Origin of the sequence: Sorangium sp. So ce185 (assembly GCF_051526825.1) — a bacterium.
Taxonomy (GTDB): Bacteria; Myxococcota_A; Polyangia; order Polyangiales; family Polyangiaceae; genus Sorangium; species Sorangium cellulosum_D.
In genome coordinates this window covers 10,447,946-10,463,814 of record NZ_CP150316.1, presented here as the reverse complement: position 1 = coordinate 10,463,814, position 15,869 = coordinate 10,447,946, and the positions used below count along the sequence as shown (strand labels likewise).

Sequence of the window (15,869 nt, the reverse complement as noted above, 5' to 3'; positions counted from 1 at the left end):
CGGCGCAGGGCTCAGCGCGACGCCGCGCGCCTCTGCAGGACGGCGCTGACGATGCGCGCCGCGAAGAGCAGGGCGAGCAGCGCGGCGTAGATCATCGGCTCGGTCGCGTCCTTCTTCACGCGGAGGAAGAAGTGCGCGACCCCGAGGACGGCGGCGACGTACGCGAGGCGGTGCAGCCGCTTCCAGCGCGCGGCGCCGAGGCGCTTCAGCATGCGCGCGGTCGACGTCGCCGCGAGCGGGACGAGCAGAAGGAGCGCGACGAAGCCGGCGAGGATGAACGGGCGCTCGGTGATGTCCTCGACGATCGCGCGGACGTCGAGCCCCTGATCGACGAGCGCATACGTCAGGAAGTGCGCGCACGCGTAGAAGAAGGCGAGCAGCCCGAGCGCCTTGCGGATGCGCAGGGGAAACGTCCAGCCCGAGACGATCTTGAGCGGCGTCGCCGCAAGGGACGCGACGAGCAGCACGAGCGCGAGGAGCCCGAGCTGGTTCAGCGCCTCGGCGACGGCGTTCGCGCCGAGCGCGCCGGCGCGGGCGCGCAGGCCGAGCACGGCCAGCGGGATCAGCCCGCCGGTGACGACCGCCGGCACGAGCCAGGGCAGCTTCCGGCCGGCGCGCGCCTGGGCGCCCGGCCGCGACATCGTCCTCGCGGGCGCGCCCATGGTCAGAAGCTCTCCCGCAGGTCCATGCCGCTGTAGAGGCTGGCCACCTCCTCCGCGTAGCCGTTGAACGGCAGCGTGGGGCGGCGGCGCAGCTCACCGATCCTCCGCTCGGTCGCCTGGCTCCAGCGCGGGTGATCCACCGCGGGGTTCACGTTGGCGTAGAAGCCGTACTCGTCCGGCGCGGCCTGGCTCCACGTCGTCTTCGGCTGTCGCTCCGTGAGCTTGATGCTGACGATCGATTTGCACCCCTTGAACCCGTATTTCCACGGGACCACAAGGCGAATCGGCGCTCCGTTCTGGCCGAGCAGCGATTTGCCGTAGAGGCCCACGGCCAGCATCGTGAGCGGGTGCATCGCCTCGTCGAGCCGGAGCCCCTCGACGTAAGGCCAGTCGAGGACGTCGCTCCGCTGGCCGGGCAGCCGCTCCGGATCGAGCAGCGTGGTGAACTGGACGTACCGGGCGCGGGAGGTCGGCTCGAGGCGCCGGAGCAGCGCGGCCAGGGGGAACCCGAGCCAGGGGATCACCATCGACCACGCCTCGACGCACCGCATGCGATAGACGCGCTCCTCCAGGGGAAACCACGCGAGCAGGGTGTCGAGGTCGATGACCGCGGGCTTCTCGATCTCCCCCTCGCACGCGACGGCCCAGGGGCGCAGGCGGAGCCGGCCGGCGTTCTTGGACGGCTCCGACTTGCTCAGGCCGAGCTCGTAGAAGTTGTTGTAGGTGACGATGGCCTCGTAGTCGGTCCGCGCTTCGTCGGTGACGAACGCGTTCTTCGCGCTCGCCTCGCCCGCCTCGCCCGCCTCGCGGCGCGGCGCCGCGCCGTCCAGCGGCGGCGCGCTGGCGAGCGGCGTGGCCTCGCCGCCGGGGGCGCCGGCGTCCGCCACGCCGGCCTCGCCGCCGGTGAGCCAGACGAGGCCGCCGCCGATGGCCGACGCCGTGCCCGCGAAGAGCGCGGCGTTCTTCAGGAGCTCGCGCCGCCTCAGGTAGAGCGCTGGAGGGGTGATCTCGCTGGCGGGCGGCTCCTTGGGCAGCTTGCTCATGCCCCATTCTACGATCGGACCGGGCTCCGGTTACGGGCCGGACGCGCTCACGCGGCCCTTGACAGGAGGCGCAGCGCGGCGTGGGGCGCGTGGTGGAGCGAGGGCAGCGCGAGCATCTGCCCGATGCGCGCGGAGCGCTGCTCCACCCCGCGGGCGACCGCCGCCCGCTCGCTCGCGGTGCGCGCCTTGAGCAGGGCCAGCACGTCGGTCCAGACGCGCTCGCGCCACCGCGAGAGCATCTCCATCGACACCCAGACCGCGAGATCCGGGGCGGTGTCGCGGAAGATCGCGCTCAGGGGGCAGCCATGCCGGACGGCGAGGCGCTCGAGCGCCTCGATGACCGAGCGGCGGAGCAGGGTATTGACCTCATCGTGATCGTGCTTGAGCCGCGCGAGCATCCGCGGGTCGCGGCCGTGCCCGAACTCGACGATCGTCGCGTGGATCCCGAAGACCAGGTCGTAGTTGATGTGGGCGCTGAACCCGAGCAGGGCGTTCTGCACGGGGGGCGCGAACCGGGACGACGTGCTCGCGTACGCGATGTGCCAGGCGCCGCAGTCCTGCGCCGCGCCCCGCTCGCACCACCGGAACGTCTCGAGGTACCGCTCGCAGAACCGCCCGGCGAGGCGCGAGATCCACGCGGGCTCGAGGAAGATGCCGTCGGGCCGCTCCACCTGCGCCGCGACCGCGCGCGTGACGATGCCGTAGACGTCGGTGAACGCCGCCCGCCGATCGCCCGCGGCGATCAGGCGACCCGTCACGGTGTCGAGAACAACGGCAGCATCGTGGACGCTCTTCGGGTGCAGATTAAGGCCGTCGATGCAGCTGCTCATGAAGTCCCCTCCTACTTCTTCGCTCGTCAAAGAGACCTGATCCGATGTTCGAACTTCCGCGTCCGACCGCCTCGCTGCCGCCGGCCGCATCGCCTGAGCGCAGCATGAACGGTGAAGCAGAGGCGCCGGCCGTCGGTCCCCCCGGACCCGGCCTTTCTGGTCTGCGTCCCGGTGCGCGTCGTTCCCATGTCGAAAGCGGATCTGGAGACCCGCCGGGAGAAAGGTCGCCGCGGATTTTGCCCTTGCTTCTCCTACTGCCGGCCCTCCCCAGAACCGGCCCCCCGCAGAAGAGCGATGACTCGATGCGATCCAGACGCGCTCGCCGCGGGATGCCCCCCCTCGCTGCGGCGCTCTAAGTTGAACCTAGTCTACGACATGGTGTGGGGTGACCACAATTGTCTTATGACCGCTGATCCCGTTCGGGACAGTTTTGAGGTTATGCTAACTAGCGACCTCGAACAAGCGGCAGTTGACCCTGACACGTTTCTTTCTCGCGCGGGAGATCGCCACGGCATCTTCCGGGTTGCGCTGCTACTGGAGCGAAGGTTTGTCGAATTCGGAAACCCATCGTCTCGCGTAGCTGCAAGTCGCGACGAGATGTTCTCGAAACATGCCGAGTGCTTATCCCATGTCGGCTGTACGGTCGGCGCCGGCAATGTGAAGAGCGTTTAGGAAGCCCCTGAGCCGGCGCTCAGGAAACTCCTGGTACGTTTTCCACAAGGGAGGTCGGTTTCTTGCGTCGATGTTGAAAATGTCGTGAATGTGGCGGATGAGGACGCTCGCGTCGCGACGGTCGCCGCCGCAGCGCGGCCGCGCCAGCGGCAGGGCTCGCCTGTCATCGCGGCTGGGCCCTGCCGCGTGATCCTCGCGCCGAGGTCCTGCAGCCTGCGCCTGCAGGGCGCGGGGGCCGGCCGTACGGCGGCGATCGCCCGGATGGCGCGCCGTGACCGCCGGGCGCAGGGCGCGCCCCGGCGCTGGACGGCCGGGCATCGCGAACGGCCGCGGCGCCGACGGCGCGGCCCCGCCGCGCGCGGGACGGCCGTGACGGAGCCTGGCGTCCACGGCATGCGCGGCGGCGGGGCTTTGCTGTCGAGGAGCGAGGAGTAAAGAGGAGGGGCTTCGCTGGCCAGGGAGGGGGAGGGGCGCCGGCGCCGCCGGGCGAGGCCGGCGAGCCGGCGCGGCGCTCAGCCGGTGCCGCCCTTGGCCTGCACGTCGCGGTAGCGCAGCGTCGCGCGCAGGTAATCGCGGTTCATCTGCGCGATCACGTCGAGGGGGATCTCCTTCGGGCAGACCGCCTCGCACTCGCCGACGTTCGTGCAGTGGCCGAAGCTCTCGGCGCGCATCTGGCCCACCATGTTGAGGCTCCGCTGATCGCGCTCCGGCTGGCCCTGCGGCAGGATGTTGAGGTGCGTGAGCTTCGCCGCGGTGAAGAGCGAGGCCGACGCGTTCGGGCACGACGCGACGCAGGCCCCGCAGCCGATGCACGCGGCCGCGTCCATGGAGCGCTCGGCGACCGGCTTCGGCACGGGGACGGCGTTCGCGTCCGGCGCGCTGCCGGTCGGCACCGAGACGTAGCCGCCCGCCGCGATGATGCGGTCGAACGCGCTGCGGTCCACCGCGAGGTCGCTCACGACCGGGAACGCCTGAGCCCGCCACGGCTCGAGCCACAGCACATCGCCGTCCTTATAGTGACGCATGTGCAGCTGACACACGGTCGTCCCACGGAGGGGGCCGTGCGCCTGGCCGTTGATCATGAAGCCGCACATGCCGCAGATGCCCTCGCGACAGTCGTGATCGAAGGCGATCGGCTCCTCACCCTTGAGGATGAGCCGCTGATTGAGCACATCGAGCATCTCGAGGAAGGACATGTGCTCGCTGACGTCGGGCACCTCGTACGTGACGAACCGGCCCGCTTCGTACTTGCCCTTCTGACGCCAGACATGGAGGGTGAGGCGCATTATTTGTAACTCCGCTGCGTTGGGTGAACCTCGTTGAACTGGAGCGGCTCCTTGTAGAGCTCCTGGGCCTGACCTTCGCCTCGCCAGCCCCAGGCGGCGACATAGGTGAAGTTCTCGTCGTCGCGCTTCGCCTCGCCCTCGGGCGTCTGGTGCTCCTCGCGGAAGTGCCCGCCGCACGACTCTTCCCGGTAGAGGGCGTCGCGGCACATGAGCTCCGCCAGCTCGAAGAAGTCGGCGACGCGCGCCGCCTTCTCGAGCTCCTGGTTCAGGCCGGTGCCCGTGCCCGAGACGCGGACGTCGCGGTGGAACTGCTCCCGGAGCTCCGGGATCCGCGCGAGCGCGCCCTTGAGCCCGGGCGCGTTGCGCGCCATCCCGCACTGCTCCCACATGATCTTGCCGAGCTCGCGGTGGAACGAGTCGGCCGTGCGCGAGCCGTTCGCGGCGAGCAGCCTGTTCAGCCGCTCGCCCGCCTCGCGCTCGGCGTCCCGCACGGCGGGGTGGAGGTCGTCGACCCGCTCGAGCTTCGTCGACGCGAGGTAATCGCCGATGGTGTAGGGGATGATGAAGTAGCCGTCGGCGAGGCCCTGCATCAGCGCGCTCGCCCCGAGGCGGTTCGCGCCGTGGTCGGAGAAGTTCGCCTCGCCGAGCACGAACATGCCGGGGATCGTGCTCATCAGGTTGTAGTCGACCCAGAGCCCGCCCATCGTGTAGTGGATGGCCGGGTAGATGCGCATCGGGACCGTGTACGGGTCGTCGCCGGTGATGCGCTCGTACATGTCGAAGAGGTTGCCGTAGCGCTCGGCGATGGCGGGCTTGCCGAGGCGCCGGATGGCGTCCGAGAAGTCGAGGTACACGCCGAGCCGGGTCGGCCCCACGCCGCGGCCCTCGTCGCACACCGCCTTGGCCGCGCGCGACGCGACGTCGCGCGGCACGAGGTTGCCGAAGCTCGGGTAGCGGCGCTCGAGGTAGTAGTCGCGCTCGCCCTCCGGGATGAGCTCCGGCGGGCGGGTGTCGCCCGCGTTCGTCGGCACCCAGATGCGGCCGTCGTTCCGGAGCGACTCGCTCATGAGCGTGAGCTTCGACTGGTAGTCGCCCGAGACCGGGATGCACGTCGGGTGGATCTGGGTGAAGCACGGGTTGCCGAAGAGGGCGCCGCGCTTGTGCGCCCGCCAGATGGCGGTGGCGTTCGACCCCTTCGCGTTCGTCGAGAGGAAGAAGACGTTGCCGTAGCCGCCGGAGGCGAGGACGACCGCGTCGCCGAGGTGCGTCTCGAGCGCGCCCGTGATCAGGTTGCGCGTGACCAGGCCGCGCGCCTTGCCGTCGACCACGATGAGGTCGAGCATCTCGGTGCGCGGGTACATCTTGACCTTGCCGAGGCCGATCTGCCGCTCGAGCGCCTGGTAGGCGCCGAGGAGGAGCTGCTGACCCGTCTGCCCGCGCGCGTAGAACGTGCGCGACACCTGCGCGCCGCCGAAGGAGCGGTTCGCGAGCACGCCGCCGTACTCGCGCGCGAACGGCACGCCCTGCGCGGCGCACTGGTCGATGATGTTCACGCTGATCTGCGCGAGCCGGTACACGTTGGCCTCGCGCGCGCGGTAGTCGCCGCCCTTCACGGTGTCGTAGAAGAGGCGGTAGATGCTGTCGCCGTCGTTCTGGTAGTTCTTCGCGGCGTTGATGCCGCCCTGCGCGGCGATGCTGTGGGCGCGGCGCGGAGAGTCCTGGAAGCAGAAGCTCTTCACGTTGTAGCCGAGCTCGGCCAGCGTCGCGCTCGCCGCGCCGCCGGCGAGGCCGGTGCCGACGACGAGGATCGTGTACTTCCGCTTGTTCGCCGGGTTGACGAGCTTCAGGTTGAAGCGGTGCTGGTCCCACTTCTTCTCGATGGGACCTTCGGGGATCTTCGCATTGAGCTGCATGATGACGGGGGCTCCGGGCTCAGCGGACGATGCCGAACAGGACGGCCAGCGGGATGGAGGAGAAGCCGACGGCGAGCAGGATCGACGCGGCGGCGGCGAACTTCCTGAGCGCCGGCGTGTAGCGCGGGTGGCTGAGGCCCATCGACTGGAACATGCTCCACGCGCCGTGGTAGAGGTGCAGCGCGAGCAGGCCCATCGCCACCATGTAGGCAATCGCCACGGGCGCCGAGCTGAAGCCCTTCACGACGTTGTCGTAGGCGTCGAGGGGCACGAAGTCGGGGTGCACGGTGCCCGTCGTCAGGTGCAGCAGGTGATAGAGGATGAACGCGGCGAGGACGCCGCCGCTCAGCAGCATCGTGCGGGCGGCGAGGTTCGGGTGCCTCTGCCCCTTCACCTGGTAGCGGACCGGCCGGGCAGCGCGGCTGTGCAGCGCGAGCGATACGCCCGTGTAGACGTGGACGATGAGGGAGGCGAGGAGGAGCAGCCGCGTCCCCCAGAGCAGGGAGGGCGTCCCGTGGAGGAAGGCGGCGTAGTCGTTGAACTTCTGCCGGCCGAGGAAGACCTGCAGGTTGCCGGCCATGTGGCCGATCACGAAGCCGAAGAAGACGACGCCGCTCAGCGCCATCGCGAACTTCTTGCCGACGAGATCCCGGTAGAAGAGCGCGATGCGCTGGGCCCTGGTGGGGAGAGTCGATGGGGCAGCAGTGGGGCTCATCGCTCCCCTCCTTTAGTGGCGTGCGAACGCGTTCGCCAGAGGGAATCTCGCGCTCGATCGCGGAAGATTTTGCGGGCGTCGGCCGCAGATCTCGGCCCGAGGGAGGCGCGCTGCCCGCGGCGTTCGCGGCGAGGCGGGCGGGGCGCGGAGGATGGGCGTCAGGCGGCGCGCGGGTCGTGCGCGCGTCTTACCTTGCGACCGTAAAACGCCAGCGCGAGCTCGATCGCGAAGATGCCGATGGCCTGCTCTTCCTGGCTGGTGAACGCCGGCAGGCGCTCGTCGCGGAGGACGACGAGGCCGCCGATCGAGCGCTCGCCCAGGCGGAGCGGCGCCACGATGGCGGCGCCGAAGCGCTCGCCCTCCGCGGTACAGAGCAGGTCGGGCGCGTCGTCCGCCGACAGGCGGACGGGGGCGAGCGCGCCCTCGACCTGGCCGGCGAGCCGCGCGATGAACGCGGCAGACACCTCGGCGCCGGAGGCCGCCTGGTAGAGCGCGGCCCCGTGGTCGAGCGCCAGGGAGAGCGCGGCGCTCGTTGTATAGACCACCTTGGCCGCGAGATCCACGGCGCGTTCGGGGAAGTCGTCCCGCGAGAGGGACGCGACAAGGGCGGCGCTCGCCTGGTGGACGGCCGCCACCGCGTCGAGGTGGGTGCGCAGCATGGCCGCCTCGAGCAGCCGCTTCATGTCCTCGATGTCGTACGGCTTCTCGAGGATGTCGTACGCGCCGCTCTGCATGCACTCCACGGCGGTCTGCGCGCTCGAGCACGGGGCGCCGACGATGATCTCGAGGTCCGGGCTGATCGCCTTGAGCGCGGCGATGGTCCCGGCGCCTTCCATGCCGGGCGCCCTCACGTCGGCGATCGCGAGGTCGAACCGGCGCGCCTTGACGAGCTCGATCGCGGCGAGGCCGCTCTCGGCGCAGGTGACGTCGAAGCCGCCGTCGCTGAGCTCGACCGCAAGCCTGTCGAGGACCCTCTTCTCGGCGTCTACCACCAGCACATGGGGTCGGGCCTGGCTCACTGATGCCTCCTCCTCTGGTTACAAGGGGTGCCGCGCCGCCTGCCGTCCGGCGCCGTCGCGATCGCGCGATGACCACGCCGGTCGTGGCCGATGTCGCCCCACCCGGCGGAGCCCCCTCCGGTCTCTACCAGCTGTCCAAAGTTCGCCTACAGTCCAATAGAACCGGGTTTCCAGCGAAACGGAAGCCGAAGCGGCGTTGACGCGGTCCTCCTTGAACAGGGCGAGGCGCCGCGCGCCCGGCGCGGATGTGCTCCGGTATGCCGATTCCTGTGGGCCGTGTGAGCGCGCGTCGCAGGGAGAGACCGCGCGGGCCGCGCGCGTCTTCGGGCCTGTTTCGCGAGGAGCGGCGGTGGTCGCGCGCCGCACGGCGGAGAGGATGTGGTCGGTGCGCTGCTCGCCGCCGCGGGCGACGTCCGTCGCGCCGATGGCGGCGCGGTCGCGCCGCGCTGGGCAGCGGGTCCGCTGGCGGCGCGCTCCACGAGGAGGCGCTCGAGCGGGCCGTGACATCGGCGCGGCGGGCGCGATCCCGAGCGTGAGCGCGCGTGCGCGTCGTCGTCGCGCGCGTGCGCGTCGTCGTCGCGCGCGTGCGCGTCGTCGTCGCGCGCGTGCTCGTCCTCCGTCCTGGTGCGCGCGCGTGCTCGTCCTCGTGCGCGTGCTCGTGCTCGTGCTCGTGCTCGTCCTCGTGCGCGTGCGCGTGCGCGTGCGCGTGCTCGTGCGCGTGCTCGTCCTCGTGCGCGTGCTCGTCCTCGTGCGCGTGCTCGTGCGCGTTCTCGTGCGCGTGCTCGTGCGCGTTCTCGTCCCCGTCCTCCGTCCCCGTCCCCGTCCCCGTCCTCGTCCTCGCGCGGTCGCGTCGCCTTCGCCTCCATGCGCGTGGCGCGTCGACCTCGCATCGTGGATCTCCGCGGTGGAGCCGTGCGCGCATCGCGCAGCGTCGCCTCGAGCAGCGCGGCCGCCGCGGCGCACGGGCGCGGCGCGTTCCCGTCGCGCGGCGCGTTCCCGTCGCGCGCTCCGCGTTCCCGTCGCGCGCTCCGATCCGAGCACACCGCGCCGACCTGGACGATCGACGCTCCCCGGGCGAGCGCGACGTCGATCTCCCGCCCTCCTGCCGTCCCCGGCCGTCCCGCGCGCCCGCACGGCGGACGATCGGAGAGGGGGAACGGACCGGCGGCGGCCGCTCGCGACCGAAAGACCGGAAGAAGGTGGGGAGAAACTCGAATCATCCTCTCGATGTCCTCCCTTCGTCTGGAACATGAAACCTCCCAGACACAGTTCTGTTGTCAGGGCCTCCCCGAACACCTCTCCGAACCTCCTGGAACCCTGTCGACCACGTTCCTCCTGTCCCCGACGACAGCGCATGTCCGCGTCGTCCTCCGACCGTTGTGGGCGTTACGGGACTCGCTGTGATGGTGTCGATGAGATGACATGTCGCTTGACGGGAAAGCGCAGCTCGGTTCAGCTCGTCGGGCGGCCGGGGGGTCGCGGAGGGGGTCCGATGTTCATCGTCAGGAAGGGCGAAGTTCCGCTGTTGTCCCGTTGGGTGAAGGAGGCGACCTCGCGCCTGCTGGAGCGCTATGACGGGACCCCGTTCGAGCTGCGCTTGTGGGGCGGCGAGCGGCTGCGCCTCGGCGCGGGCGCGCCGGCGTTCGCCGTGACGTTCCGGACGCGCCGGGCGCTCTGCGAGGCGGCGCTCCGGGGCACGCTGGGGCTCGGCGAGGCGTATGTCCGGCGCGAGGTCACGTTCGACGGCGATCTCGAGGACTCGCTCGCCGGCCTGTTCCAGCTCGCGCGCTCGGTGCGGTCCGTGCGGTCCCTGGACGCGCGCTTGCCGCACCTCGCGCCCGCGCTGCCGTCGTTCGAGCGCGGCCTCTCCGGCGTGCTCGACGCGCTCCGGCTCGGGCTGCTCTCCGGCGCGGCGAAGCGCGAGCGGCTCGCCGTCGAGCGCCACTACGGGCTCGGCAACGACTTCTACCCTCTTTACCTCGACAGGCGCCTCCAGACCTCGTGCGGCTACTTCCGGTCTCCGGGCGAGGCGCTCGACGACGCGCAGGCGCACAAGATCTCCGTCGTCGCGCGGAAGCTCGCCCTCCGGCGCGGGCAGCGGCTCCTCGATCTCGGCTGCGGGTGGGGCCACCTCATGTTCCACGCGGCGGAGACCTACGGCGTGCAGTGCCTCGGGATCACGCTCTGCGAGAACCAGGCGAGGTACATCCGCGAGCAGGCCGCGGCGCGGCGGCTCCCGGTCGAGGTCCGCGTGATGGGCTGCGAGGACCTCGACGGCGATCCGCGGTGGGATCGGCTCGTCTCCCTGGGCTCGATGTGCCACGCCGGCGCGCGCCGGATCGAGGTGTTCTACGACAGGGTGAAGGCGCTGCTCGCCGAGGGCGGCGTCTGCCTGCTCGAGAGCGTCACCCGCGAGCAGGAGTCGCCGCGGACTGACCCGTTCGTGCAAAAGCACATCTTCCCGGGGTACTGGCCTCCATCGGTCCAGGGGATGGCGGCGCGCGCCGCCGCGCGCGGCCTCGACGTGCTCGACGCGGAGAACCTGCGCCGCCACTCCGCGCTCACGGCGCGCTGCTGGCGCCGCAACTTCCTGGACAACCGGGAGAAGATCGAGCGGATCACCGGCTTCGACGGCGCGTTCCTGAGGACGTGGGAGTTCTACCTGGCCTGCGCCGCCGCCGCGTTCCGCAGCGGGCACCTCGGCGCCGTGCAGATGGTGCTGTCGAACGGGGCGCCGCGCGACTACCCGCTCGCGCGCGAGCCCCTGTACGCCGCGGAGGAGCCGTCGCTGCGGGACCGCGCGCCGATCGTCCCGGCCGTGCAGTTCAGCGCCTGGGGCGCCGCCGCGCCGTCCTGATCCCGGAGGCGCGCCGTCCCGTCGGCACGCGCGCCCCCCGCGCGGAAGAGCTTGTGAACCCCGCGCGGCCAGCTATCAGCTAGAGCATGAGCGAACGGCTGCCGGCCAGCGCCCATCGCGGCGCCGCGCCCTCGTGGTCTGCGTCGCGCCCTCGCCGCCCGGCGCGCGCGGGCAAGGCCGGAAGCGCGCTCCTCGCGGCCGCCCTCTGCGTCCTGCTCTCCTCGTGTACCCAGATGCGCTACATCGCGCAGGCGGGCCTCGGTCAGCTCTCGATGGCGTGGAGCGCCGAGTCGCTCGAGGACGCCGTCGGCGACGCCCGCAGGCCGTGGCGGACGCGCGCGCTCTTGCGCGAAGTCCCGCACATCAAGCGCTTCGGGGAGCGCCACGGCCTCACCGCGACCGACAATTACCGCACGTATGTCGAGCTCGATCGCCCGGCCGCGGTCTGGGTGGTCAGCGCGTGCGAGCCGCTCCGGTTCCGCTCCAAGACGTGGAGCTTCCCCATCGTCGGCACCGTTCCGTACGTGGGGTGGTTCGACCTGAAGGCCGCCAAGGAGTTCGCGGCGCCGCTCAAGGCGGCCGGCTGGGACGTCGACGTGCGCCCGGCGGGCGCGTACTCGACGCTCGGCTGGCTGGAGGATCCGGTCCTGTCCACGATGATCTCCAGCGGGGACGAGGCGCTCGGCGAGCTCGCCAACGTGGTGCTGCACGAGTCGCTGCACGCGACGCTCTACCTGAGGGGCCAGACGAGGCTGAACGAGAGCCTCGCGAGCTTCGTCGGGGACGAGCTCGCCAAGCGCTACCTGGATGAGCGGGTGGGCCCCTTCTCCGCGGAGAAGACGGCCTACATGCGGGAGCAGGAGCGGAGCGAGGCGCGGGCGAACGCGCTGCACGAGGCCTACGTCGAGCTCGACCGGCTGTACGCGTCCTCGGCCTCCGACGCCGAGAAGCGGGCCGCGAAGGCGGCGGTGCTCGCCCGGCTCAAGGCGGAGATCGGGGCGCGCCGCTCGCTCAACAACGCGTCGCTCGTCCAGTTCCGCGTCTACAACTCGGGGGACGAGGAGCTCCGGGCCCTGCTCGCGACCTGCGGCGGCAGCTGGCCGAGGTTCCTGGGCGCGCTGAGGAAGCTCGAGCGCCACAGGTTCTCCGCGCCCCAGGAGAACGTCGGCCAAGTGATCGAGCCGCTGATCCGGGCCGGGTGCAGGTAGGCGCCGTGCGCGCGTAGGGCCGTGTGCGGCATTGCGCGCGTGCCGACCTGCGCGCCGCGTGCCGCGGTGCGCTGCGCGCGCGTGCGGTGCTGCGCGCCGCGTACCGTGCTGCGCGCCGAGGACAACGTGTGGCGTCAAAATCCGCTGCGGCGCGTCGCGCGGAGCGTCCGGCGTCCTTGCAATCGTGCGCTCTCATGGCGCATTGCAATGCGGTTTGCCCCAGGCGGGTGGACAATTCATTGTCCAGGTAAGAATTCCGTTCTGGATCTGAACCCATCCGTGGATCGGACCAGTCCCTGCGGAAATGTATGACGGGCATCGCACCTCCGGGCGGTGCGCCCCGCGGCTGGCGACGGGCTTCTGCGGTTTTTTTGGCCGTGGGGGCCCGGCCGTGCGGGGGGATCGAGGTTGGCCCGCCGGTTGCTGAATGTATCGGCCAGATGTCGCTCCCGTTCGCTGCTCGGTTTCATGGGGCCTCGGCGGGGGCGGCGCCCCTGGCACATCGTTCGCAGTGCAAGCCCCAGTCGTTGGGGGGCGCCGAGCGAGGTGATCGGCGGCATCTCTGCCGAGCGATCGTGACCCCGCCGCCACCCGGATGCCATGGACCTGCTGTCGGCTCCTTGTTGATTGACTTGTCGCCGGACGCCGGCGGAGAGCTTCGGTTCGCGTGATGATAGCCGCCTTGCGGGGCGATTAAGGAGGGATGAACGAGGCGCGCGCGACGCGCGTCGCCAGCTGAGATGGCTTAACGTGATCAGCTTGTCGATCTTGGTTCGAGCTTCTCTTACTCTCTTGCAGCTCTCGACTTCGACTCCGCTTCATCGCTTCGCCTCCCCTTGCCCTTGCCCTCTGCTTCGCTTGAGCTTGCACCTACGGTCTCTGGTCTGCGCTTGATCCTTTGCTTCTCCTTCTTCTTTCGCTTTGACTCGCTTCTTTGATTGTCTTAACGTCTCGCTTCGACTTTGCTTCCCCTTTGCTCGTGCTTTCTTGCTTGGACGCGCTTCACATCGCTTTCCTGGCTTTCCTGACTTCTCTCTCGTGACCGCGGGTCTTTCAGGTCCCTCCGGTGGATCCCCCCTCCATCGGCGCTCCTGAGCGGCTCCGGTGGGTCCGCGGCTGCGGACCTCAGGCCGGCGGGCTCTCCCGACCGGCCTTTCTTTTTTTTGTGCACACGGGCGCCGCCGTACGCGCGCCAGGCACGGCCTTACGGGGGCGCCCGTACGGTGGCCGAACCGCTCGACCCGGCCGCGGAAATCCACTAACGACGAGCCCTCCGAACGATCCGCGTGCCCTCCTCGCCCTCGCGGGGTCCCGTCGAGGGGGCGTGGGGAAGTGCCGAAGTGGAGGGCGGGACATGATGCAGGGGCACGGTGGGCGGGGGCAGGGCGTCGATCTCACGAATTGCGCGGTGGAGCCCATCCACATCCCCGGGCGGATTCAGCCGCACGGAGCGCTGCTCGCCCTCTCGCCCGGCGATCTCGTCGTCCGCCACGTGAGCCTCAATGTCGGCGCCGTGCTCGGGAGCGGGCCCGAGGGCGTCCTCGGGCGCCCGCTCCTCGACTTCATCGCGCCCGTGGCGGGCGGAGATCTCGAGTCCATCCTCCGGTCTCCGGATCCCGGCGCGCTGAACCCGCTGAAGGTGACCGCCAGGGGCGAGGGCGCGGCGGCGTGGCTCGACGCCATCGCGCACCGGGCGGGCGAGCGGCTGATCGTGGAGCTCGAGCCGCTCGATCCGCGCGAGCTTCCAGGCGACGTGTCGTTCTCGAGCGTGTACCGCGCGATCCACGCGGCGATCGAGCGGATCCAGTCGGCCGAGGGGCTCTTCGACGCGTGCGAGGCGACGGCCGAGGAGATCAAGCGGCTGACCGGCTACGACCGGGTGATGATCTACAGGTTCGATCGCGACTGGAACGGCGAGGTCATCGCCGAGGCCAGGGCGGCGGACATCGAGCCTTACCTCGGGCTGCGCTATCCGGCCTCCGACATCCCGCCGCAGGCGCGGGAGCTCTACCTCCGCAACTGGCTCCGCATCATCCCGGACGTCGACTACCGGCCTTCGGACATCGTGCCTTCGCCGGAGGCGCCCATCGATCTCAGCTTCTCCCAGCTGAGGAGCGTCTCGCCGATGCACATCCAGTACCTCAAGAACATGGGGGTCGGCGCCTCGATGAGCGTCTCGCTCATCCGCGAGGGGGTCCTCTGGGGGCTCATCGCCTGTCACCACCGCACGGCGAGGCCGCTGTCGTTCGAGATCCGGCAGGGCTGCGAGCTCTGCGGGAGGTTCCTGTCGATCCAGCTCGCGGCCAAGGAGAAGCTCGAGGACAGGGGGCACAAGCAGGCGCTCAAGGCCCTGTCGGACGAGATCGTCGCGGCGGTCTCGCAGCGGGAAGATCTCATGGTCGGGCTCGCGGAGAGCGCCGGAGCGCTCATGAGGCTCGCGGACGCGCCGGGCCTCGCCCTGCTCCACGGCGACGAGGCGACCGCGCTCGGCGCCGCGCCCGCGCCGGACGAGCTCCGGCGCCTGTACGCGTGGCTCCGGCGCACGGTCGCCGATCGGCCGGTGTTCCACGCCGAGTCCCTGTCGCGGGTCGACCCCGACTTCGCCCGCATCAAGGACGTGGCGAGCGGCGTCCTCTGCATCTCCATCCCCGAGCCGGAGCCCTGGTATGTCGTCTGGCTCCGGCCCGAGGTGATCCAGACGGTGAGCTGGGGCGGCAACCCCGAGAAGCCGGTGGAGAGCACGGCCGAGGGCGCGCTGCTCGGCCCCCGGCGCTCCTTCGCGCTGTGGAAGCAGGTCGTCGAGCAGACCGCCGTCGCCTGGAAGCCCGCCGAGATCGAGGCGGCCGAGCTGCTCCGGCGCGCGCTCATCGAGCTCGACCTCACGCGGCAGGTCGGGCGGGAGAGGGCCGCGCGCGCCGCGGCCGAGCGGAGCAACGCCGAGCTCGAGCAGTTCGGGTACATCGTGGCGCACGATCTCAAGGAGCCGATCCGCGGGATCAGGTCGTTCTCGACCTTCGTGATGGAGGACGACGGGGCGGCCCTCTCGGCCGAGTCGCAGGGCTACCTGCGGCGCATCGGCGACCTGGCCGGGAGCACGATGGAGCTCATCAACTCGCTTTACGAGTACTCCCGCGTCGGCAACGTGGATTTCTCCTTCGGGGAGGTCGACCTGAGCGAGGTGCTGGCCGACGTCGAGCGGCGGCTGTCCGGCTCGCTCCTGCAGCGCGGCGCCGAGATCCGCGCGCCGCGCCGGCTCCCCCGGGTGGTCTGCGACCGGATCCGGATCGGCGAGGTGCTGGCCAACCTCATCTCGAACGGCCTCAAGTACAACGCGAGCCCGAACCCCTGGGTGGAGGTGGGCTTCGACGAGCGCTCGGATCCCACCGTCTTCTACGTCAGGGACAACGGCGTGGGCATCCCCGCGGACGAGCGGCACCGGCTGTTCACGATGTTCGAGCGGCTCTCGACCGCGGCGCAGTACGGCGAGGGGACCGGCTCGGGGCTCGCCATCACCCAGCGCATCGTCGAGCGGCACAAGGGGAAGATCTGGGCGGATTCGCCCCCGACCGGGGGCACGACGTTCTACTTCACGCTCGCCGAGGCGCCGCCCCCCGCCAGCCGGTGATCCCGGGCGCGGCCGTCGCCCGGCCAGGGCCGGAGCGCC

The 15,869-nt window shown here is 70.8% G+C and carries 10 protein-coding genes; 3 read left to right on the top strand and 7 right to left on the bottom strand.

What is annotated here, in order from left to right:
- Positions 1–11: 11 nt before the first annotated feature.
- The 7 genes from WMF26_RS38400 to WMF26_RS38370 form a co-directional block, all read right to left on the bottom strand.
- On the bottom strand, positions 12–662 hold the full coding sequence (locus WMF26_RS38400) for a sulfite oxidase heme-binding subunit YedZ (protein ID WP_437333150.1): 651 nt from the start codon (positions 660–662) through the stop codon (positions 12–14).
- Positions 663–664: 2 nt separating this feature from the next.
- Positions 665–1,705: a protein-methionine-sulfoxide reductase catalytic subunit MsrP gene (gene msrP, locus WMF26_RS38395; protein ID WP_437996765.1), complete on the bottom strand. Its 1,041-nt coding sequence runs from the start codon at positions 1,703–1,705 to the stop codon at positions 665–667.
- Positions 1,706–1,752: 47 nt separating this feature from the next.
- Positions 1,753–2,535, bottom strand: a complete 783-nt coding sequence (locus WMF26_RS38390) for a DUF5995 family protein (protein ID WP_437996764.1) — start codon at positions 2,533–2,535, stop codon at positions 1,753–1,755.
- 1,184 nt (positions 2,536–3,719) lie between these two features.
- Positions 3,720–4,493 carry a succinate dehydrogenase/fumarate reductase iron-sulfur subunit gene (locus tag WMF26_RS38385; RefSeq protein ID WP_061628390.1) on the bottom strand — a complete coding sequence of 258 codons (774 nt, stop codon included), beginning with the start codon at positions 4,491–4,493 and terminating at the stop codon, positions 3,720–3,722.
- Positions 4,493–6,406 (bottom strand): fumarate reductase/succinate dehydrogenase flavoprotein subunit, encoded by a 1,914-nt coding sequence (locus WMF26_RS38380; RefSeq protein WP_061628391.1) that lies wholly within the window; start codon positions 6,404–6,406, stop codon positions 4,493–4,495. Before WMF26_RS38380 ends, WMF26_RS38385 begins: the two co-directional genes overlap by 1 nt.
- Before the next feature lie 19 nt (positions 6,407–6,425).
- Positions 6,426–7,121: a succinate dehydrogenase cytochrome b subunit gene (locus WMF26_RS38375; RefSeq protein ID WP_437314778.1), complete on the bottom strand. Its 696-nt coding sequence runs from the start codon at positions 7,119–7,121 to the stop codon at positions 6,426–6,428.
- A 158-nt stretch (positions 7,122–7,279) separates the two neighbouring features.
- A complete protein-coding gene (locus WMF26_RS38370) occupies positions 7,280–8,140 on the bottom strand; it encodes a response regulator (protein WP_437996763.1) in 861 nt (286 codons plus the stop codon).
- Positions 8,141–9,665: 1,525 nt separating this feature from the next.
- Here WMF26_RS38370 and WMF26_RS38365 point away from each other — a divergent pair.
- The 3 genes from WMF26_RS38365 to WMF26_RS38355 all read left to right on the top strand — a co-directional run bounded on the left by WMF26_RS38365 (position 9,666) and on the right by WMF26_RS38355 (position 15,830).
- Complete coding sequence (locus WMF26_RS38365; protein WP_437996762.1) at positions 9,666–10,997, top strand: class I SAM-dependent methyltransferase; 1,332 nt, start codon at positions 9,666–9,668, stop codon at positions 10,995–10,997.
- Between the two features lie 86 nt (positions 10,998–11,083).
- Positions 11,084–12,205, top strand: a complete 1,122-nt coding sequence (locus WMF26_RS38360; protein WP_437996761.1) for an aminopeptidase — start codon at positions 11,084–11,086, stop codon at positions 12,203–12,205.
- A 1,354-nt stretch (positions 12,206–13,559) separates the two neighbouring features.
- On the top strand, positions 13,560–15,830 hold the full coding sequence (locus tag WMF26_RS38355; RefSeq protein WP_437996760.1) for an ATP-binding protein: 2,271 nt from the start codon (positions 13,560–13,562) through the stop codon (positions 15,828–15,830).
- Positions 15,831–15,869: the final 39 nt, after the last annotated feature.